Source organism: Tolypothrix sp. PCC 7712 (assembly GCF_025860405.1).
GTDB classification, from domain to species: domain Bacteria; phylum Cyanobacteriota; class Cyanobacteriia; order Cyanobacteriales; family Nostocaceae; genus Aulosira; species Aulosira diplosiphon.
This window is the reverse complement of record NZ_CP063788.1, coordinates 115,255-136,997: the sequence shown is the minus strand read 5'-3', so window position 1 is coordinate 136,997 and position 21,743 is coordinate 115,255. Positions and strand designations below refer to the sequence as shown.

At 42.0% G+C, this 21,743-nt stretch carries 11 protein-coding genes and 1 pseudogene; 9 read left to right on the top strand and 3 right to left on the bottom strand.

The window, feature by feature from the left end; genetic code table 11:
• Nucleotides 1–11: 11 nt before the first annotated feature.
• Entirely contained in the window at nt 12–392 is a 381-nt protein-coding gene (locus HGR01_RS39135) for a hypothetical protein (RefSeq protein WP_045871336.1), read from the bottom strand.
• 106 nt (nt 393–498) lie between these two features.
• Here HGR01_RS39135 and HGR01_RS39130 point away from each other — a divergent pair, with 106 nt between their 5' ends.
• The 4 genes from HGR01_RS39130 to HGR01_RS39115 all read left to right on the top strand — a co-directional run bounded on the left by HGR01_RS39130 (nt 499) and on the right by HGR01_RS39115 (nt 5,706).
• A complete protein-coding gene (locus HGR01_RS39130; RefSeq protein ID WP_071989413.1) occupies nt 499–1,896 on the top strand; it encodes an IS4 family transposase in 1,398 nt (465 codons plus the stop codon).
• A 324-nt stretch (nt 1,897–2,220) separates the two neighbouring features.
• Nucleotides 2,221–3,933 (top strand): hypothetical protein, encoded by a 1,713-nt coding sequence (locus HGR01_RS39125; RefSeq protein ID WP_228045830.1) that lies wholly within the window; start codon nt 2,221–2,223, stop codon nt 3,931–3,933.
• Between the two features lie 50 nt (nt 3,934–3,983).
• Entirely contained in the window at nt 3,984–5,276 is a 1,293-nt protein-coding gene (locus tag HGR01_RS39120; protein ID WP_081584134.1) for an ISKra4 family transposase, read from the top strand.
• Nucleotides 5,277–5,316: 40 nt separating this feature from the next.
• Nucleotides 5,317–5,706, top strand: a complete 390-nt coding sequence (locus HGR01_RS39115) for a hypothetical protein (protein ID WP_045873620.1) — start codon at nt 5,317–5,319, stop codon at nt 5,704–5,706.
• Nucleotides 5,707–5,751: 45 nt separating this feature from the next.
• On the opposite strand, the gene HGR01_RS39110 is transcribed toward HGR01_RS39115, so the two are convergent.
• Both HGR01_RS39110 and HGR01_RS39105 read right to left on the bottom strand, forming a co-directional pair.
• Nucleotides 5,752–8,529: a type I polyketide synthase gene (locus tag HGR01_RS39110; RefSeq protein ID WP_052335496.1), complete on the bottom strand. Its 2,778-nt coding sequence runs from the start codon at nt 8,527–8,529 to the stop codon at nt 5,752–5,754.
• 1 nt (nt 8,530) lies between these two features.
• Nucleotides 8,531–11,761 carry a type I polyketide synthase gene (locus HGR01_RS39105; protein WP_052335497.1) on the bottom strand — a complete coding sequence of 1,077 codons (3,231 nt, stop codon included), beginning with the start codon at nt 11,759–11,761 and terminating at the stop codon, nt 8,531–8,533.
• Between the two features lie 492 nt (nt 11,762–12,253).
• Between HGR01_RS39105 and HGR01_RS39100 the strand changes: the two genes are divergently transcribed.
• The 5 genes and pseudogenes from HGR01_RS39100 (at nt 12,254) to HGR01_RS39080 (ending at nt 21,684) form a co-directional block, all read left to right on the top strand.
• Nucleotides 12,254–14,020, top strand: coding sequence for a hypothetical protein (locus HGR01_RS39100; RefSeq protein ID WP_045873139.1), 1,767 nt, complete (start codon nt 12,254–12,256; stop codon nt 14,018–14,020).
• Nucleotides 14,021–14,295: 275 nt separating this feature from the next.
• Nucleotides 14,296–15,649 (top strand): annotated as a pseudogene (locus HGR01_RS39095) (IS110 family transposase).
• Between the two features lie 320 nt (nt 15,650–15,969).
• A complete protein-coding gene (cysC, locus tag HGR01_RS39090) occupies nt 15,970–16,518 on the top strand; it encodes an adenylyl-sulfate kinase (protein WP_045874955.1) in 549 nt (182 codons plus the stop codon).
• A gap of 981 nt (nt 16,519–17,499) precedes the next feature.
• Complete coding sequence (locus HGR01_RS39085; RefSeq protein WP_045874300.1) at nt 17,500–20,217, top strand: TnsA endonuclease N-terminal domain-containing protein; 2,718 nt, start codon at nt 17,500–17,502, stop codon at nt 20,215–20,217.
• Entirely contained in the window at nt 20,218–21,684 is a 1,467-nt protein-coding gene (locus HGR01_RS39080; protein ID WP_045874301.1) for an ATP-binding protein, read from the top strand.
• The last annotated feature ends 59 nt before the right edge of the window (nt 21,685–21,743 follow it).

Here is a 21,743-nt window from a genome sequence, read left to right as displayed (position 1 = left end):
AGTTGAGAGACTTACTTTTTCTCTTTGAGACTGTTGTATAAGTCAGCCCAGTTTTGTCGGAGAGAATCAATACATGATTGTAAGTAATCAACCTGAGTCCTTCGAGCAACCGAGAGAACCGCATCAATGTGAGCAGGACTTCCAGCTTTCCCTAAATGCTTGTATTTGGTTAACTTACCTGGTTGAGAAGTAGGGAAAATTGCTTGAGAAGCGTGTAACTTGTAGTACCAATAAACCCCTTGTTTACCGCGTGCTTGGTAACGGGAAACAGAACAACCAGGAGGCGCAATTTCCCCCACCGCTTTAATTTGTTGAATCATCAGATGCAAAGTCGCAATCGCCTGTTGCAACAGTTCCGCTCTGGCAATGAGATCATCTTCTTTTGTGGACATGATCAATAACATTTATATGTTCTCGAAATGTGTTCGAGAACTAAGTAACATTTAATATATTATGACCATTAGACTAAAATTCTACAAAAATTTTTGTTCTTAGCATATGCCACTGGTAAATTTTCAGGCACAAACAGCCTGTCTAGATTCTCAACAAATACTTTTAGCTTTGTCACAGGTAATTCCGGCTCAAACCATCACCAAGGCTATTGAAACTACTTGTAGCTCTCAACGAAGACTCAGAATATTACCAACTTATGTCATAGTTACCTTAGTCATTGCCTTGAGTTTTTGGTCATCTGATTCAATTGTTGATGTGTTCAAAAATCTCATTCATGGTTTGAGTTCTTTACACATACCATCAGGTTTACGTCTTCAACCCCCATCTGCTTCATCAATTACAGAAGCCCGTCAAAGAACCGGAGCAGCTGTAATGAGAAGGTTATTTGAACTGGTGGCAAAGCCCTTAGCAACAATATTAACACCTGATGCTTTTTTGGGGGAATTCAGAATTATGGCTGTAGACGGAACAGTTTTTGATGTTCCAGATACTCCCACAAATGCTAGAGTCTTTGGCTATCCTGGTTCTCCTAAAGGGACATATCCAGGCTTTCCTAAAGTCAGATTAGTCTTTTTGGTAGAAGCAGGTACTCATTTAATTATAGATGCTTTTTGTTCTCCCTATCGTATTGGAGAAAGAAGAGGTGCTTTAAAATTACTACGCAGTATTAATTCTAGTATGTTATTAATGTGGGACAGAGGATTGCATTCTTTTAAGATGGTTCATACTGTCATCCAACAACAAGGTCATTTCCTTGGTCGTGTTCCTGCCCATGTGAAGTTTCAAGTAGTAAAAACGTTGGCAGATGGTTCTTATTTATCTTGGATTGCACCTGATGGACAGTCAAGAAAGAAGGGGGCAACCCGAATTTCAGTTCGTATTATTGAATATGTGATTGAGGAGGATAGTACTCTAAAAACCTATCGGTTGATTACTAATTTAATGGATGTTGATAAGTTTCCGGCTTTGCTGTTAGCACAAGAGTACCATAAGCGATGGGAAGCTGAGAATACTTTAGATGAGTTGAAAGTACATCTATTAGCAAGGAAAATTCCTATTCGTTCTAAGAATCCTCGTGAAGTGGTGCAAGAACTTTATGGTTGGTTGTTGGCTCATTATTGTTTACGTTGTTTGATGTTTCAAAGTAGCAATTTGAAGAATATTTCTCCTTTAAGGTTAAGTTTTGTTGGGAGTTTACGAGTGATTCGGCGTGCTATTCCTGAGTTCCAACGCCAGATAAATACGAATGTGGATATTAATTTATATTATAGTTGGTTAATGGCGGAAATTTCTGATTTAGAAATACCTTTACGACAACAGCGAAGTAATCCTAGAGTGGTGAAGAAGGCTCGTTCTAAGTTTAAGAGTAAAAAACGAAGTCACAGGAATAATTGTACTCCAAGACAACAGTTATCTTTTCAAATTATTAAACGTGCAAGTTGAATCTATTTAGTTTGACGCTACGGTAATTTATTGTTTCTCAATTTATAATTTCATAGTTTAACTATTTTCTCTCTCATAGTTTGAGTGTATGAGAATTTGTCCATCTTTTTTTAGTCTCTAGTTCTCGCAATAAATACGCGAACAAATTTCTCTTGATCTTACCCCCCTCTTTTTCCTTAACCGAACAGTATTGCTCTACTACTGGTTAAAATTGACAGTAAAAATCCAGATGCCAACCATTTAAGACAAAGAACCTTTAGTGATGGAATCCGACGCAAGTTAGCTTTCAGTTCTGGCAATAGTTATTACTTTGCGGATGATTCATTGCATAAAAAAATTAGACGCTTATTTGCTACAGAACCGGATACTGCCTGTCGCTATGGTTCTTTACTAGTTAGCAATTGCTACAAAGGCTCAGAAACTTTTACAGGGCTGCGAGTTAAAATTGTGGACTTTGAAGATCCACAATATGCTCATTATAAAACAGGAGACTGTCACTGCAAGATTTCGCCCCAACTTGCCAAACAATTAGGAGGAGAAGGCAATTGTCCATTCCAATTTCGGTTTGCCTGGAGGAGTAATTGGACTGAACCAGATAATTCTCAGTACCCAAAAACCAGCTTCTTGTCCAAAGGTACTTTCCTACCCGATGCCAATTTGACTGATGCCCAAGGCTACGACATTATTATGGATCGTTCCTCAATTAAAGGTATTAAAAAGTCGGAACTCAAAAACTTAATACCCTGCGGTGACTATGAGTTTCCCCAAGCGGTAATTGGTAATCGAGGTAACGCCAAAGCTACCAGCTACGATAATAGTTGGCAGTTTACCATTTGGTACTCAGAAGAAGCAATCAAAGAAGATTTGAGCAAACCCACCGAAGAAAAAGCTAGAGAACTTGCCGAGTTGCAGCGCAATCCCTTGGTGTTAGCAAAATATATCATTCAACAATATGACAAACAACAGCGATCGCCTACGGCGGGCGTTCCGCCATCGCAGCAAGAGCAGTCAGAAGAAGCTTTTAACGAAATTGAGGGTAATGCTAACAATCAAGCGCAGGAATCTCGCTGGATTTCCCTATTACGCAGCGATAAATATGGTCAATTGATTGAAACCCCCAAATTTCGCAAGTTTGCCACCGATTACATAGCCAATCAATGGCGTGATCTAGCAATTAAGGGTGGATACAACCATAATTCGGGTATGGCAATGCCATGCGATCGCCTAACTCGTGGCACAATCTGTGTACCCCATCTACCGGAAGGAGATGTCATTCTCACCCGTTACCCCATCGTCAACTCAGACAACATCCGCCTCTACAGTAACATCCACGATCCAGAATTGAAGAAAACTCGCAATGTAGTTTGGATTCACCCCAAGGATGCCGAGGAATACCACCAAGCCGATTTTGACGGCGACCAATTAATGGTCAGTTCTGCTAGTAAACTACCTAATATTGCTCAAGAAACTCTCCGCGCAGGTGAACCGGGGCGATTTGAGCCAGTTAAACAACGCCCTAAGCTGGCGTATACGGAAATTACAGATGGAGAAGGCAACTTAAAATACAAAAATTTAGCAGAGATTGCTGCTGCTAGCAGTCAAAATAAAGTAGGGCTAGTAGCAACAAACATTGGGCGTGTACAGTCATCGATGCCCCAAGACGGTGAAAATGTAGAGCGATTTGAAAAACGACAAAGGAAGCTACTAAACCGTCTATTTCAAGCACTTCAGGTTGAGGTAGATTCGCCCAAAAGTGCAGAAAGATTGGAAGATCTCAAAGAAATAGGTGGAGAAAATTTACTCGCCGATGCCAAAAAATGGTCAGAGTCTCACCCCAGTTACTTTTTTGACTTTAAGAAAGATGAACGGCTTTATCGCTCCTTTGCCATGCCTGCGGATGCTCCCGGCTCAATCAACGTCATTGCAAGAGTTGTAGTCAATCCTTTGTGGGAACCAACACGCATTCGCAGCAGAGATAGGCACGAGTTTCGCTACCTGTTTCCGGGTGAACGAAAAAAGGTGTGGGAGAGTAGTTAGCGGATTTAATACGCTAACATAGCTCTTGATGCGATGCAACCAAACTACCCATGAACAACCTCCAATCAATTCTGTCTCACATTCATGACACACTCAATTCCTTACCGGAGTGGAACCATTTAGAAGAATTTGTGCGCGAATTCTACAGTATGTGGCTAAAATTAGGGAACGAGGTGCAAAAAAGCTTATTTCAAGCCAAAATAGAAGAAAAAGAAGCCCAATACTCACATCCGAGAACTAAACGAGAAAAAAGATATTACACTCCATTAGGTGAAATGGTTCTTGTACGTAGAGCTTACGTTACAAGAGATGGTATTAAGGTCAAGGTTGATGAAGAGTTAGGTCTACCAAAAGATAAATGGCTACCAATGGTATTAGAATTAGCCTGCGCTTTGGGAATCAGTAGTGAGTTTCCTAACTCTCACTCCTTGTTTCAAAAATGGACAACGTTAGAGTTAGCAGAAAAAACTTTAGCTAATCAAGTAGAAAAAATCGGAAATGAACTACAAACACAAGAGTTCGATGGAGAATGTTTGCCAGACACTTCTTCAGAGTTTGAAGTCCCTAATTTAGAGGATGAGCCACCAGATTTATTATATGTGGGAGTTGATGGAGTCATGACTCCCTTGAATCAAAAACAAGGATATAAAGAAGCAAAAGTTGGTGTAATTTTCTGGAGTAAAGACCATCAAAAAGTTGGTAAAAAAAGAGGTGTGATCCGGGAAAGGGAATATGTAGCTACTTTAAAATCGCGGAGAGAATTTAGGGATAGAGTCTCCCATTTATATCATCAAGTAGCTCTTACAAAACCCACAAAAACTGTAGTGATTGGTGATGGCGCACATTGGATTTGGTCGATGGCATCAGAACAATTTCCAGGTTCGGTGGAAATTCTCGACTTTTTTCATCTCTCAGAATATGTGTGGTCAGTGGCGAAAGCCGCTTATCCGAATAAAGAAGACACTCAAAAAGATTGGGTGAAAACCCAACAACAATTACTGAAGAAATCTGAATGGACTACAGTAATTGAAAATTGTCATCAATTCCCAAAAAAGAAGAAAGATTTAACCAAAGCAATTACCGATTTAGAGCGTTATTTAACTAATAATCAAAGTCGAATTGATTATCGCTCTTATTTAAAAGCTGGTTTAATGATTGGTTCAGGAGTTGTTGAAAGTTCTAATCGGCGTGTGGTTACACAAAGATTAAAACAAGCAGGTATGCATTGGTCTTTTTTTGGAGCCGAAGGAGTTATGGCTCTTAGGGCAGCATATTTAAGTTCTTCTGAGCGATGGTCAAATTTTTGGTCATCCTTATCTTACAATCAAATTAAGTTAGTGTAAGATTCACGCTAACCTTGGACTTTTAAGCTTGTATTTAATAGTGGTCAAAACAAGAGAACAGAGTCTTTCAGATTTAGCACACAGAGTAGAACTTTTAATTGCCAAAAGAGAAGAAATCAACCAAGAAATCTCTACTCTTAACAAGAGTGATGTAGCTTTTTCTGGTTGTTGGATTGTTCGTTACCGCGCCAAAGGTAAGGGCGGAGCTTATTGGTATTACAAGTGGCAATCAGGATCACCTATCTTTGTTACCAAAAATGGTAATAAAAGTTGTCATCAATATATTGGTAAAGCAGGTAGTCCAGCTTTCTTAAAAGCAGTTGAGATGATGAAAAATCGGACAAAAATCGAAGCGTTAAACCAGGTGCTTCATACACTAGAGCTAGGACTCAATGACCTAGTTGAAGAAGCGGCAAGATTTCAAAAATAATTCATATCGAAGTAAGAGTTAACATCTACATCAGTCAGAGCTTAGTTAGCGTAAATGATACGCTAACTCGTTTTTTCTTCCCCACACTTTTTTTCGTTCACCCAGTAATACTTTGCGCCGGGAATAATCACGGTCAAATCCTGACCAGTCTACTGCTACTCCTTGTGTGTATAGTTGCCCTAAACTTGAGAGCATTTGTTGCCAATCTTCTTGAGGCGGACGTAATGAAGGCAACCATAATCCCACATTTTCTGGCAGACATTGACGACCCATTCCCAAGAGTATTGGCTTAGGTCCAATTTCCAAGAACAGTTTATATCCTTGCCGATGAAGGGTTTGCATACTCTGAGCAAAATGCACAGGTTGCCGGACATGGTTCACCCAATATTCAGGGGTGGCGATGTTTTCTGTGGCCTCTTGTCTAGTAATATTAGAGATTAAGCGTATGCGAGGCTGACTGTAGGTGACTTCTTGGGCTACGGCTTCAAAATCCGCAAGCATCGGTTCCATGAGCGGTGAGTGGAAAGCATGGGACACCTGTAGGGGTTTGGTTGTGATTCCCATCTGTGCGAAATTGCGACAAATTGCTTGGATCGCTTCACCAACACCGGAAATCACAATGCTGTCGGCACCATTGATGGCGGCGATCGCTACCTTGTCTGCATAGGAGGCAATTACATCTTTTACCTGCGACTCTGATGCCAACACCGATACCATCTCTCCGCCACTAGGCAACTGCTGCATTAACCTTCCCCTAGTCGCCATCAGTTTCAGTCCTTCTTCTAGGCTGAATACTCCTGATACGGTTGCTGCCACATATTCCCCGACACTATGACCCATGACCACATCCGGTTTGATGCCCCAAGATTGCCACAACTGAGCTAAGGCATATTCTATTGCAAACAGGGCTGGTTGAGTGTATGCGGTTTGATTTAGAAGTGAGGAATTTTCTGCAAGTACTGTTGACTGTGGATAAAGTACTGACAACAAAGGCTGCTCTAGGTAGGGACGCAGAATTTGGTCGCATTCCTCCAAGGTTTTCCGAAAAGTGGGTTGAGTTTGGTATAGTTGCCAACCCATATTCACATACTGGCTACCCTGACCTGTAAACAGAAAAGCTACTTTGGGTGAACTTGTACTGTTAGATATTTGACCAGAAAATATTTCTGTAACTTCTTTACCTACTGTGATGTTGCTGAGTTTTGTAGCGAGTTCAGCTTTATCAGAGGTAATCACTGCGAGTCGATGATTGAAATGAACACGCCCTGTATTGGCAGTGTGACAGATGTCTTCTAGCTCTAATTCTGGATTATTTTCCAAATGATGGGCATAACTACTAACTAACTCTGCCAAAGCCTTTGGAGTTTTTGCTGAGAGAGATAATATCTGTAATTTACGCTCTAAAGATTTTTCAGGTTGGATTTGTTGTGGTGCTTCTTCCAAGATTATATGAACGTTTGTCCCACTAATTCCAAAAGCACTGATACCTGCGATTCTACTTTGATTGCCTACATTCCAGGGAATTGCTTTGGTGGGAACGACCAGAGGAAGTTGATGCCAAGGAATATGGGGATTGGGTTTGTTCAGGTGCAAATGGGGCGGTATTTCTTGATTCTGAAGGGATAAAACCACCTTCATCAAACCGCAAACTCCTGCGGCTGCTTCCAAATGCCCGAAATTGGTTTTTACTGAACCAACTACCAAGGGTTGATTTATCGGGCGGTTTTTGCCATAAACTGCTGCCAAAGATTCTAGCTCAATCGGGTCTCCAAGGGATGTTCCTGTCCCGTGAGCTTCTACATAGCTCACCTGATGCGGCTCCACTCTGGCATTTTGTAGTGCTTGCTGAATCACTTCTTTCTGAGCCATCTGATTGGGAACTGTCAGACCACTGCTAGGTCCATCATGGTTGACAGCGGAACCTCGAATCACCGCTAAGACGTTATCACCATCAGCCATAGCATCTGAAAGACGTTTCAGAACTACCATCCCACATCCTTCTCCCTGTCCATAACCATCTGCCGCAACATCAAAAGTTTTACAGCGACCATCTGGAGCTAAGGCTTTCAACTTGCAACGACTGATAGTGCTGAGAGGCCATAGAATCAGATTGACTCCGCCTGCAAGGGCAAGATTGGATTCTTTGGAACGCAAACTTTGGCAAGCTAGATGTACAGCTAGTAATGAAGAGGAACAGGCAGTATCTAATTGAATATTTGGACCTTGTAAGCCAAGGAAGTGAGAAATACGACCTACAGCCATACTTCGGGCGTTACCTGTGCCAAAGTGGGCATCCATTAAGAACCTGTTCTCCAGACTCATATTTCGTTGGGCATAGTCATCTGTGCAAATGCCGACATATACACCTGTTTGGCTATTTCTGAGTTTTGTTGGTGGTTGTCCAGCGTTTTCTAAGGCTTCCCAGGTCACTTCTAAAAGCAGTCTTTGTTGGGGGTCTAAACTCACTGCTTCTCTGGGGGAAATTCCAAAAAATAGGGGATCGAACTGGTCTACTTGCTGGATAAAACCACCTTGTTTTGTGTAGGTTTTCCCCGGTGCATCAGGATTAGGATCATAGTAAGCATCAACATCCCATCGGCCAGGTGGGACTTCTGTTACAGCATCAATACCTTTATGTAATAAATTCCAGAATGAGTCAGGGTCATTTGCATTACCTGGAAATCGGCAACCCAGACCAATAATTGCGATAGGTTCAGTTTTTTCTTTGTTGACTGCTTCAAGTCTAGTTCGCATTTCTTTGATAGTTTGAAGCACTTGTTGGGAAGAAACAACTTGTTGCCCTGTCGTTAAATTATTGGTCATTTCACATTCCCTGGTTGAGTAAAAATTCAATTTCTTTCAGTTCATCTTGAAGTGCCGTCGCGATTATTTCCTCTGTCATGGCATTCGCGATCGCATCTTCACATAGAAGTTCTATTTCACCATTAATCAGAGTTCCTTGGTTGGGATTTTCATAATATTTATCAATCTCCAATTTTTCCTCTAACTCTCCCATAAAAATCTTTGTGATTAAATATTTAGCCAGGTCTTGAATATTAAAATGTTCAGACAATGTTGTGACTGCAATAGCACAACCTAAACTTGTCTGTAATAAATCTTTGAGTTCGAGCATCATCGAATAGTTCATGCCCATGTCAAAGAATCCTAACTGTGAATCTGGGCTTTGGGAGTCATGAAATCCTAACAATTTACCAACCACACTTTGCAGGTAATTTATCATTAGCTGGTGGCGTTCCGTCTGGGGAGTTTTCTCAAGTTGTTGTAAAATTTCTGAATATGGTTTTGATAATTGACCATATTCTTGCGATCGCTTAGTTAAAATATTTAAGAGTTTAGGTAGTAATTTTTTCTCTTGTTCGGTCAGTAGTTCCGATAAATTTAACTCCTGTGCTAACTGCTCTGGATAAATTTCATTCAGTAGTTGAGCAATGAGATTTAGGCTATTTTCTCGGGTATCTTTTTGATGCCCATTTTTAGATGCTTCCAGCCAATAGCGTTGCCTCTGAAATGGATAAGTTGGCAGTACCACTTTATGACGGGAATAATCTTTGTCAAACCCCGACCAATCGACCTTTAAGCCTTTTATATACAACTGCCCTAAACTAGAGAGGATCTGTTGCCAATCTTCTTGCAGAGGGTTTAATGAAGGCAACCATAATCCTGCATCCTCTGGTAAACATTGACGATCCATTTCTAAAAGTATTGGCTTGGGTCCAATTTCTAGGAACAGTTTATATCCTGACTGATACAGGGTTTGCATACTCTGACCAAAATGCACAGGTTGCCTGAAATGCTCTATCCAATATTCAGGGGTGGAGATTTTTGGTGTTGCCTTTTGTCCAGGAAGATGAGAAATGATCGTTATCTGAGGCTGACTATAGGTGACTTCTTGGGCTACGGCTTCAAACTCTCCTGGCATGGATTCCATTAGCCTTGCTCTAGTGACAATTAGTTTCAGTCCTTCTTCTAGGCTGAATACTCCTGCTACGGTTGCTGCCACATATTCCCCGACACTATGACCCATGACCACATCCGGTTTGATGCCCCAAGATTGCCACAACTGAGCTAAGGCATATTCTATTGCAAATAGAGCTGGTTGAGTGTATGCGGTTTGATTTAGAAGTGAGGAATTTTCTGCAAGTGCTGTTGACTGTGGATAAAGCACTGACAACAAAGGCTGCTTTAGGTAGGGGAGCAGAATTTGGTCGCATTCCTCCAAGGTTTTCCGAAAAGTGGGTTGAGTTTGGTATAGTTGCCAACCCATATTTACATACTGGCTACCCTGACCTGTAAATAGAAAAGCTACTTTTGGACTTTCCCCTTTAGCTTGTCCTCTGACTACTCCATTTGTCTGATTAAATTTGAGAAAAGCTTCCAGTTGTTTCTGTAATTCAGCATTAGATTCAGCTACTACCGCTAATTTTTGTTCAAAATGGGCGCGTCCGCTATTAGCTGTGAAGCAAATATTTGCTGTTGATGCTTCTTGATTTGACTGCAAATATCCTTGATATTTTTTGACTAGTTCCTCCAAAGCCTGTTCATTCTTGGCCGAAAGAGTTAAGATGTGCAAAGGACGCTCAACTCCTACCCTCTGAGTCTTTGGCTGTGGTGCTTCTTCCAGAACCACATGAGCATTCACACCCCCAACCCCAAAAGAGCTTACACCAGCTCGCCGAGGTACTACTTCCCCTGCTAAGGTTTTTAACTGCTGCCATTCTTGGGTTTCAGTGACTATATAAAAGGGGCTATCCTCTAACTTAATACGTGGATTTAATTGCTGAAAATTTAGAATCTTGGGCAATTTTTTCTGCTTCATTGCCAAGAGGACTTTAATCACCCCAGCAATTCCTGCTGCTCCTTCCAAATGTCCAATATTGGTTTTAACTGTCCCTAGACCACAATAGGGTTTTGCAAATCCTGGCAGCTTATACTGTTGATACAGTTGTTTAAACCCTCGTTTCAGGGCATTAATTTCAATCGGATCACCCAAGGGAGTACCAGTGCCATGAGCTTCAATATAGGAAATCGTATTAGGGGCGACATTGGCTTTGGTATACGCTGCACGCACCACTTGGGCTTGTGCATAAATACTGGGAGAAGTCAAAGTTCGTGATTTTCCACCATGATTCACCGCCATCCCTTTAATCACACCATAAATATGATCTTTATCCTCAATAGCTTTTGCTAGAGGTTTTAATAAAATCATTCCTGCTCCTTCCCCCCGCACATAACCATCTGCATGACTGTCAAAACTATGGCACTGTCCTGTTGGGGACAACATCCCTAGTTGACTCATTTGCAGGTATCCTATCGGTAAATTCATAACACTAATTCCACCCACCAGTGCTATTTCACAGTCCTTTTCTTTCAGAGCATTCATTGCCAAATGGAGCGCTACTAGTGAACTGGAGCAAGCTGTATCCACAGGAACACTCGGACCGCGAAAATCAAAGAAGTGAGAAATTCGGTTAGGAATCATACAAGTCCAAGTTCCTGTTCCCAGATGTCCCTCGATTTTTTCTTGATCCTGGTTAAAATAAAGGATTGAATCGTAATTACAAGCTCCAATAAAAACACCAACTGGGCTTCCTGAAAGTTGAAATGGTGAATACCCAGCGTCTTCCAAACAAGACCAACTCAATTCCAGCATCAACCTCTGCTGCGGTTCGAGCATTTTAGCTTCACGAGGGGAGATGCCAAAAAACTGGGCATCAAACTCGTCTAAAGCCTCAATCAGTCCAGACCATTTACTAATAGTTTTATTTCGCTCTTGAGGATTGGGAGAATAATACTTCTGGGTATCCCACCTCTGGGTAGGAATTTCGGTGATGCTATTGACTCCAGCTTCCAGGTTGAGCCAAAATTCCTCGTAATTATTAGCCCCTGGAAAACGACAATCAATACCTATAATTGCGATCGCTTCACTCTTGCGTTGCTCTGTTTCTTCAGTTTGGTTGGTTGCGTGCTTTGGGAATTTAACTCCCTCTTGGCTGGAATAAAAATTCTCTTGATCTTGTTGGGAATTTTGATTCATCTCAAACCCTTATTCTGAGTGCGGAAACTTTTTGATCCCGTATCTCTCTTTCAAGAAACCAGATTTTCTGAGACCTGAGGAATAAGCTCAAAACCAAAAGCCTGGGCTTTTTTGTGGAGATTCTTAACCATTCGCTCACGATAACGCTGCTCATAATAATCCATACCAGGATCTATTGACACGGTGATGTTTTTTAGCTGCAAGTACTTTTGGATCATGTTTCCCAGGGGCAATAGCTCGTATGATCGCCATACCTGTAGTGCCTAAATGAGATTATAAGCTTTTTCCCCGAGCTTAATCGCATGATCCAGATAGGTAAGCCAGACTCTTACAAAGTCGAAGACTAATTACTTACCGTTCGCGCAATCGAGGATGAGTTTGGTGAAATAGATGAAATAAGGGAGAGTCTCTAAGCAGGCGATCGTTTTTGGCATCCCTTATGCCAGAAAGAAAGTTGTGTAGGGTGTAACGGTTTAATGGTAAGTGTGAGAAATGGCACATTTACCCCAACAAATAATCTCAGAACGAATCGACGATGTGGTTCTGCTGCTAGAGGTGATGAAAAAAATGGGACTGCCAGAAATCCTCAACCAAAATTTGCCACGTCATTGGAAACAGGAAGGGCTGGATTGGGGATGGGTAGCTTGCATTTGGTTATCATATATCATCTCACAGGGCGACCACCGAAAAGTACGTGTTCGGGAATGGGTGGAACAACGACACTACACCATAGAGCAAGTATGCGGATTCAACATTCGAGAAACCGACTTTACAGATGACCGTTTAGGAATACTGTTGAAGCGTTTAAGCAAGCCCGAAACTTGGGAACAAATAGAACGGTGTCTCACGCAAAACACTATCCGAGCCTATGACTTAGCGGTGGAGCAAGTGCGTTTAGACGCAACAACAATTAGTGGACACCATCTCGTCAGTGAGTCAGGTTTATTCCAATTTGGACACAGCAAAGATGATCCAAACTTGCCACAGGTAAAACTCATGATGGGGATGATAGACCCATTAGGGATGCCTCTTGTCACTCAGGTAGTATCTGGAGAACAAGCAGATGATGGGTTGTACATTCCCGCCTACCAACAAATTGCTGCCACACTGAACAAAAAAGGGTTGTTGTTTGTTGGCGACTGTAAAATGAGTTCACTATCAACACGCTGCAACATACATATTCAGGGAGATTACTACCTATGTCCATTATCCCTAGTTGGTAAAACTCCAGAACTTCTTGCCGGCTGGGTAGATGATGCTGTTGCAGGTAAATTTCCCCTGATTGATATCAAGCGAACCAGTGTTCATCACAACAGTGAAACCAGCCCAGACTTGGATGTCCTTGAAACAACTATCGCCACTGGCTATGAGGTGTGTCGTCCTGTCGAGGTGGTTGATGAACAATTGCCATTACTATGCTGGCAAGAAAGGGTGTTGATTGTTCACTCACCAACACTTGCAAAACAACAGGTTCAGGGATTAGAGAAGCGACTTCACAACGCACAGCAGAAGTTGATGGCGTTAACTCCACAAAAAGGTCGTGGTAAACGACAAATCAACGACCTACAGGTTTTATTGCAAAAAGCTACAGAAATTCTGCACCTTTATCGAGTCGAAGGCTTACTGAGTTTCGATTATGAGTGCCAAGAAACTGTTGAAGAAACCTATATTGGTCGAGGTCGTCCCACATCTCGCCCCAAGCAAATTACTCGAAAAATTAGGTATCAAATTCAGACTGTTATCCGCAATGAAGATGCTATTGCCCAAACTCACAAAACTTTTGGCTGGAGAGCTTTTGTCACCAATGCTCCCAAGAGTCTGTTAGGAGTTGAACAAGCTGTACTGACTTATCGAGACGAATGGATTGCTGAACGTGGTTTTCATCGTCTCAAGGGTGCGTCACTTTCGATTGCTCCCATGTTTGTGCAACGTGACGACCAAGTTACCGGGCTGATTAATTTACTGAGTCTAGCCCTACGTTTGCTGACAATTATCGAGTTTGTTGTCCGACGGCAATTAACTGCTATTGAGGTCAACTCTCTTGCTGGACTGTATCCCGAACATCCAAAAAAAAGGACTGCTCAACCTACTGCTGAACGGTTGTTACGTGCTTTTTCTAATATCACTTTGACGATTATTGAAGCCCGTGGTCAGCGTTTTGGTTATGTTCCTCCTTTAAACCCTCTACAACAGGAAATTATGAGTTTGCTTGGTCTTCCTTCGGATATTTATAGCAATCTTGTAGATAATTCCTCTTAGTCAAATTCTATTACGCGAACGGTGAGGACTAATGAACGAGTATATTAATAATTATCCTGACAGTTAAAACCGAACCCACAATAGTGTGTTGAGCCTGATTAGGAGCATGGTTCTGGGGCATTATGGCTATGACATTGGTGAAGGATAAAGTTTCCTATCCCGTTTGAAAGATTATCTATGAATACATCCCTTTTGTCAGGACTATCCATAATAACTAGAACAGGGTTGCAGCAATGAAATTGCCAGCAAATCAACAGAAGAACCAGCCTGTACCTGTGGTAAAACCTTCATCCACTCTAGAAGAAATTAACCAGAACGCAGCCGGAATAGACCTTGGTAGTGGAGAACATTGGGTTTGTGTCCCCACTGATAGAGCAGATAAAAATGTTCGCCGATTTGGGTGTTTTACCCCTGATTTAATTGCAATGGCCGATTGGTTAAAGGAATGCCGAATAAATACCGTGGCAATGGAAGCCACAGGAGTTTATTGGATTCCAGTGTTTCAGATATTAGAAACCAAGGGTTTTGAGGTCAAATTAGTCAATGCTCCGGAGCGTTAAAACAGTCCCTGGGCGCAAAACAGATGTGTTAGATTGCCAGTGGTTACAAAAGTTACATACCTATGGACTACTGTCTGGTTCTTTTCGCCCAGAAGACCAAGTTTGTGTACTACGCAGTTATATCCGTCAGCGAGATACCTTAATCAAGAGTGCTAGTGCCCATATACAACGGATGCAAAAGGCACTCATCCAGATGAATTTACATCTCCACAAAGTCATCAGCGATGTGACTGGTTTGACCGGAATGAAAATTATAAAAGCAATCGTTGCTGGTGAACAAGACCCACAAGTTTTAGCAGCCCTCAAAGACCCACATATCAAAAGCAGCACAGCAGATATTGCTGCATCTTTAACTGGTGATTACCGCCGTGAACATTTATTTGTCCTCCAGCAAGAATTAACACTGTATGAGGTTTACCAACAACAGATTATTGCTGTTGACACTGAAATTGAAAAATGTTTAGCATCTTTTGAACCTAAAACTTTAGATGAACCGCCAACATCACCAAGAAAACGCAGAAAAAAACCGACTGCAAATCACCCCGATTTTGATTTGCATAAGTATCTTTATCGGATGGCAGGAGTTGACTTTACATTCATTGATGGTCTTGATGCCTTAACTGTTCAGACCATTTTATCTGAGGTGGGATTAAACCCAAAACGCTTTCCTACAGTTAAGCACTTCACATCTTGGTTAGGTTTATGTCCTGGTCAAAAAGTGACTGGTGGTAAGGTCAAAAGCTCTAAAACTCGTAATGTTGTCAATCGGGCAGCCAATGCTTTTCGCATGGCGGCGTTTTCTTTAACTCACAGTCGCTCTGCTCTGGGTGCGTTTTATCGCCGGTTACGTTCTCGCTTGGGCGCACCTAAAGCTATCACTGCTACTGCACACAAACTGGCTCGTTTGTTTTACCAGATGTGGATTACTGCTGGGCAATATTCTGATCCTGGTATGGACTACTATGAGCAAAAATACCAAGAACTGATGCTCAAAAACCTCAAGCAAAAAGCTCAGGCTCTTGGCTTAGAACTCATTCCTATTTCCCACCCCACCGAATGTGTTTCTTGAAAGAGGGTTCATGCAACAAAGCCCTGCTTACGTCCCACTTGGTTACAGTAGTGCAGGTTTTCATCTCTAGGATGCGGCTGTGCTATCTCGTCTGCTAGCTCAATTCCCATGAGCATTCCAAAAACCCTTCTGTTTGCCACCCTGGTAAATGAAATACTGATTGAATTGTTTCCATAGTGGCAATTGCTACGTCACTATATAATTTGATGCTCCTTAGCAATTGTTTAATTGCAAATGGGGTGATCGCCCTTTGAGACAACTTCAAGTGCGAGCGCTTGATCTCATTCATTATACTAGTATTAGCATGTATTAAATTAAACATGAAACAACAAGGTGCAATTCTCTGGCTTACAGGGTTAAGTGGTGCGGGGAAAACAACTATTGCTCACGGTGTAGCCCAAGAACTACAAAAACGAAATTACTTAGTAGAGTTGCTAGATGGTGATATCGTTCGCATCCATCTTTCACAAGGGTTAGGCTTTAGCAAACAAGACCGAGATATAAATGTGCGTCGGATTGGCTTTGTGGCTAACTTACTTAGTCGTAATGGCATAATTGCGATCGTTGCTGCTATCAGCCCCTATCGTGAAGTTCGCTCCGAACTAAAACAGACGACTACCAACTTTATCGAAATTTATGTCCAAGCACCACTAGCAGTTTGTGAATCCCGTGATATCAAAGGGCTTTACGTCAAAGCCAGGGCGGGGGAAATCAAGCATTTTACTGGCATTTCTGACCCCTACGAAGCACCAATTAATGCAGATATTATCTGTCAAACTGATAATTTTACAGTTGAAGAATGTGTTAACCAAGTGCTGTACTATTTAGAACGCCAAGGTTTAATAGACTTGTCCGAAATATTAACTTAGGAAAAGAAAAATGGTAAAACATTAAATTGCGCGTCTATCATTTTTCGATATTACTTATGGTTTTTGATTATATCCAGAAATATCCCCACCGGACAAAACAAATTTTAGTGATTAGTTAGGAACAGTTACAATCACTGTTGAATTGCGCGAGCAAGCGTCACAAAGAAATTAAAACCCACATTCCGCAGGTGCGATCGGAAAATGCTGTATTTTTGAAAATGACCTAAATAATGCTGCATTTTATGTGGGTTCGCAGATAAGATGAAATGTGAACAACGAAGTTATAGGGGTTTGAGACAACGAGATTCGCGCATAAAGTGAAATTGCTTGTGGCGTGACGGTTTGAGACAGGTAGCGAATTCGCAGATAAATTGAAATTTTCCGACTTTGATTTAACGACAGCCCAAATGCTTTTAAAAGCGTATTTTTAAAGTGCGATGAGCTTACTCTCTAGCATTCGAGCGATCGCCCACTTCTTGCCATAATCAAGCAGTTTTCCCACATAACATCGAAAATTAAAGTATAAATTGCCACTTATATTGCTATAAACACTAGGAATTACCCTGTTTAAATGTAAAATTTCACTTTATGCGCGAATTGGCTAGATAGCTTAAACCCTTACCTTACAGTCTGTGCTTTTACCCCCTGGATGACCAAATTGTGAATCATACCCTGACCAAAAATTAACGACATTTCAAGGGTTACAGCCTAAACATCACATAAAAGTTTGCATAAAATTATGGCCGCGTGTCCTAATTGTGAATCATAATAAATCCTAGAGTTGTCATAACGAAAAAGAAAAAACTTCTCCCGAATAATTCTCTAAAAATCACTCCTATGTACAACTTAGATGACAAAATATGGTTCAAACTGACTAAAATATGATTCAATTCGCGTTGATAAGTATTTTTAGGAGACTGTAGTGAAGCAACAAAGCCGTCCTTGTATCACATAGGTCACGCTCCCGGAGGTGAAGCTCAAATGAACGAATTCGAGTTTGAAGATTGGTGTAGGCAACAGCAACTAGCAACCAACACCATTGATTTGATTACACAAATCAGGAAATCCCCACCCTCACGTCGGGTACAAGGACGAACCAAGAACGTTTGTGGCGTGTACCCTAGTTCTAAAATGGGGGTCACAATTCAATTCGAGAGCCATACAGTGGAATTGTGGGCGATTTACTTGATGGAACACGACCCCAAAGTTTTAGAGTTCTACGACCAGCCCCCACCATTCAAAATCCAGTATAAAAATCAAGCAGGGCGTAATATAGGTCACTATCATACCCCTGACTTTTTTGTATTACGTCATGATGGTGCTTGCTGGGAAGAGTGGAAAACAGTTAAGGAACTAGAGTTCTTAGCACAAAAATATCCTGGGCGTTATCAAAAAACAGCATCCGGTCATTGGCGTTGCCCACCAGGAGAAGCACACGCATCACAATTTGGTCTAAAATACTGCGTTCGTACTGATGCCGAATTGAATCCCGTCTTTACCCAGAACTTGATGTTTTTGTCAGATTACCTGGGATTTAAATCAAATTTGACAACAGATGTACACTCGACAGTTCTGGCTTACCTGGAAGCAAATCCAGGAATAACGATTGCGGCATTGCTACAAGAATTAAATGATGTATGTGCCAATGACATATACATCATGATTGCAACTGAGCTTTTGTACGTGGATTTGTCTGCTGTCCCCTTAGTTGAACATTACAGGACACGATTATGGGTAAGTCAACAAAATCATGACGCTTATACACACGCATCTGTTGTAGGAGTAACTACAAAGAATACTCCCAGTAGTCCCACAACACTGCTACCTAACACAGCCCTTGAGTGGGATTCGGCGCTATGGACTTTAGTTAACTATGGCGAGACCACAACCACGCTATTACCAGAGTCAGGCTTCCCAATACAGTTGCCCACAGCATTTTTTCTCCAGTTATTCGACAGTGGCACCATTAAAATCCACAACGGAGTTACAGATGTAACAAGAAATGAAACTGTACGGACTTTAATGGAGGCCGCTTCTCCATCTCACTTAAAAGAAGCGAATCGAAAATTTAATATAGTACAAGCATATTTCCAACGCCATACAGATATCTATCAAGACATCAACCCACGTACCTTGCGTAGATGGGTACAACAGTTCCGTGAAGCAGAAGCAAGTTTAGGTTGCGGTTATGTCGGGTTGCTACCACGCACACATCAGCAAGGGAATCGTCAACCAAAATCGCCAACAGATTCAAGTGAATTATTAGATAAATTTATTAAGGAGCATTTTGAAACACCAAGACAAGCGACAGGCGCTTCAGTATATCGGGCGTATGTCAGAGCCTGTACAGCATTAAATATACAACCCCTTAGTAACCGCACCTTCTACCAGCGTTTAAAAAAACGCCCAACCCATGAGCAGACATTAAAGCGTCAGGGAGCAAAAGCCGCATACGCAACAGAGCCTTTTGTCTGGGAACTAGCTTTAAATACACGTCCTCACGGAAACCGTCCACTGGAGATAGTCCATATCGACCATACCGAACTCGATATTGAATTACGCTCACAAGCTACAGGTCGGTTACTGGGACGACCTTGGCTAACATTACTGACCGATGCTTATTCTCGGCGAATATTGGCAGTTTATCTGACTTTTGATGCACCTTCTTACAGGTCTTGCATGATGGGGCTACGTATTTTAGTCCAGCGCCAAGGTCGTTTTCCCTCAACATTAGTTGTAGATGGTGGCAAAGAATTCCACAGTATATACTTTGACACCTTGCTAGCACGCTACCACTGCACCAAGAAAACACGACCTGGTGGTAAACCCCGCTTTGGGTCGGTAATTGAACGATTATTTGGGACGACAAATACTGAGTTTATCTATAACCTATTAGGTAATACTCAAGCAAGTAAACAGCCGCGTCAACTCACCAAAACTGTTGACCCAAAACAGTTAGCTGTTTGGAATTTGGGAGATTTATATACTTACCTGACCCAGTGGGCTTACTCGATTTACGACTCAAATTATCATGACTCATTAGGTGCGTCTCCAGGCGTTGTTTATACCGAAGGGTTGTCAATCGCCGGAGAACGCTTACACCGAAGTATTGCTTATAACGAAGAGTTCCTCATGGCAACACGTCCTTCCACGCCCAAAGGTCAGGCGAAAGTTCAGCCGGGACAAGGGATTAAAGTCAATTATCTCTACTATTGGAGTGATGCTTTCCGCAATCCCAATGTAGAAAAAACATTAGTACCAGTACGCTACGATCCTTTTGATATGGGAGTTGCTTACGCCTATGTTGATGGGCGCTGGGTGAGATGTATCTCTCAGTATTACAGTACTTTCGTGGGACGCACTGAAAAAGAAGTGTTGTTAGCGGCACAAGAAATTAGGCAATTGAACAAACGTAGCGCCACGGCGACGAATTTGAATGCCAAACATTTAGCTGACTTCATTGCCAATGTCCAAGAACATGAAGCCTTGTTGCTGCAAAGATTGCGTGATTTGGAAAGTAAACGCTTACTAGACAATTTAACGTCTAGTAATTCTTCTGTTCCATCAGTAAACCAAGTTCATTCAACATTTGCTGTATTGGCACAACAGAGTGAAGATGTTGCATCGCAGCACGTACCATCTCGAAACGTTGAACCGTTGGATCTAAGTTCACTGCCAATATTAGCGGAATACAAATAGATGGATTTAAACAGGAACAGGAGCGATGACATAAACTTACTTACTCAATTTAAGGAGTATGCAGTTTTACATCCACAGTTAGCACGGGTAGATATGCTGCTCATGCGTGCGATTCGAGAACCTGCCGGATTTGCTCATGTGTTGGTGTATGGGCCAAGCGGTGTGGGCAAGACGACGATGATACGGCAAATTGCCCGACGTTTAAATGCGCCTCAAACTGAGGATTATGTATCAAATGACTCAAGCTACCGCAACGGTTATGTACCTCAATTACCTCTGTTACTGATAGAGACACGTCCACCTGACAGTGGGGTGTTTAATCGAACTGACTATTACCGGACTGCGCTGAAGCTTTTGAATGAGCCATTCTACGAGCGTCGTAGCATTGTAGACATTGATACGTCGGAGGCATGGGAGAAAAAAGGGCGTGGACGTACTAGCAAAACTTCCCAGTTTAATGATTCTCCAGAACTGCGCCACGCATTAGAAGAAGCGATAACCAAACGTGGTGTACGTGCGGTTATCCTGGATGAAGCGCAACATTTAATGAAGATTGGGACTGGAAGTAATGCTGGCAAGCTTTTAGACCAGTTGGATTGGATTAAATCCATGACGAATGTTACGGGTGTTTTACACATCCTGATTGGTACTTACGAACTGTTAAATTTCCGCAATTTAAGTGGTCAAGCATCCCGGCGCGGTCTGGATATCCACTTTCCGCGCTATTTGTACCAAAATGAACAAGACCGTTTGGATTTTCAAGCAGCGTTATTGGCACTCCTCAAGCAAGTACCTCTTGATACTAATATTCCTGAATTAATGCAGCATTGGCTTTACTTCTATGAACATTCTATTGGCTGTCTTGGAGTCCTAAAAGACTGGCTCATCAGAACTGTGGCGGCGGCATTAGATGATGGAAATAAAGCTTTAACTTTAAAACAATTACACGAACATACCCTAACGCTAGCGCAGTGCGAACGTATGGCAATAGAAGCGACTGAAGGCGAAGAAAAACTGAGCTATATGGAGAGCCGCCGCGAACACTTATGGCATTTGCTACAAATAGGAATGGGTTCAACGGATGTACCGACTAGTGCAGTCCCTCCTGAAACTCCGTTGGTCGGTAGTGAAATCACTTCATCGAAAACAGAGTCACCACCTAAAACTACATCGACTCGGAAAAAGCCAAACGTACCTGCACCACAAGAATTTACGACCACAACAGCAAACGAGATCCCCGTAGAGCCAGCCTTGAAGAAAAAGCAGACTCGTAAGAAAACTACATCTACTCAAACGCTTGAAATTACTGAAACGCCACTTAGTAATCCTAGTACTGACCTTCAGGCGATAACCCAGGACACGCAACAGCAAACAGATAAGAGTCCCCAGAAAAAGTCAGGCACACGGGTTGGACAACGCAAACCCAAGCGAGACACTGTTGGGCATGAATCGCCGTCAACAACATAATAATGATAATCATTGGGTGGGGGAAGAAGCTGCCGACGGCAGCTTCTTCCCATTCTCTT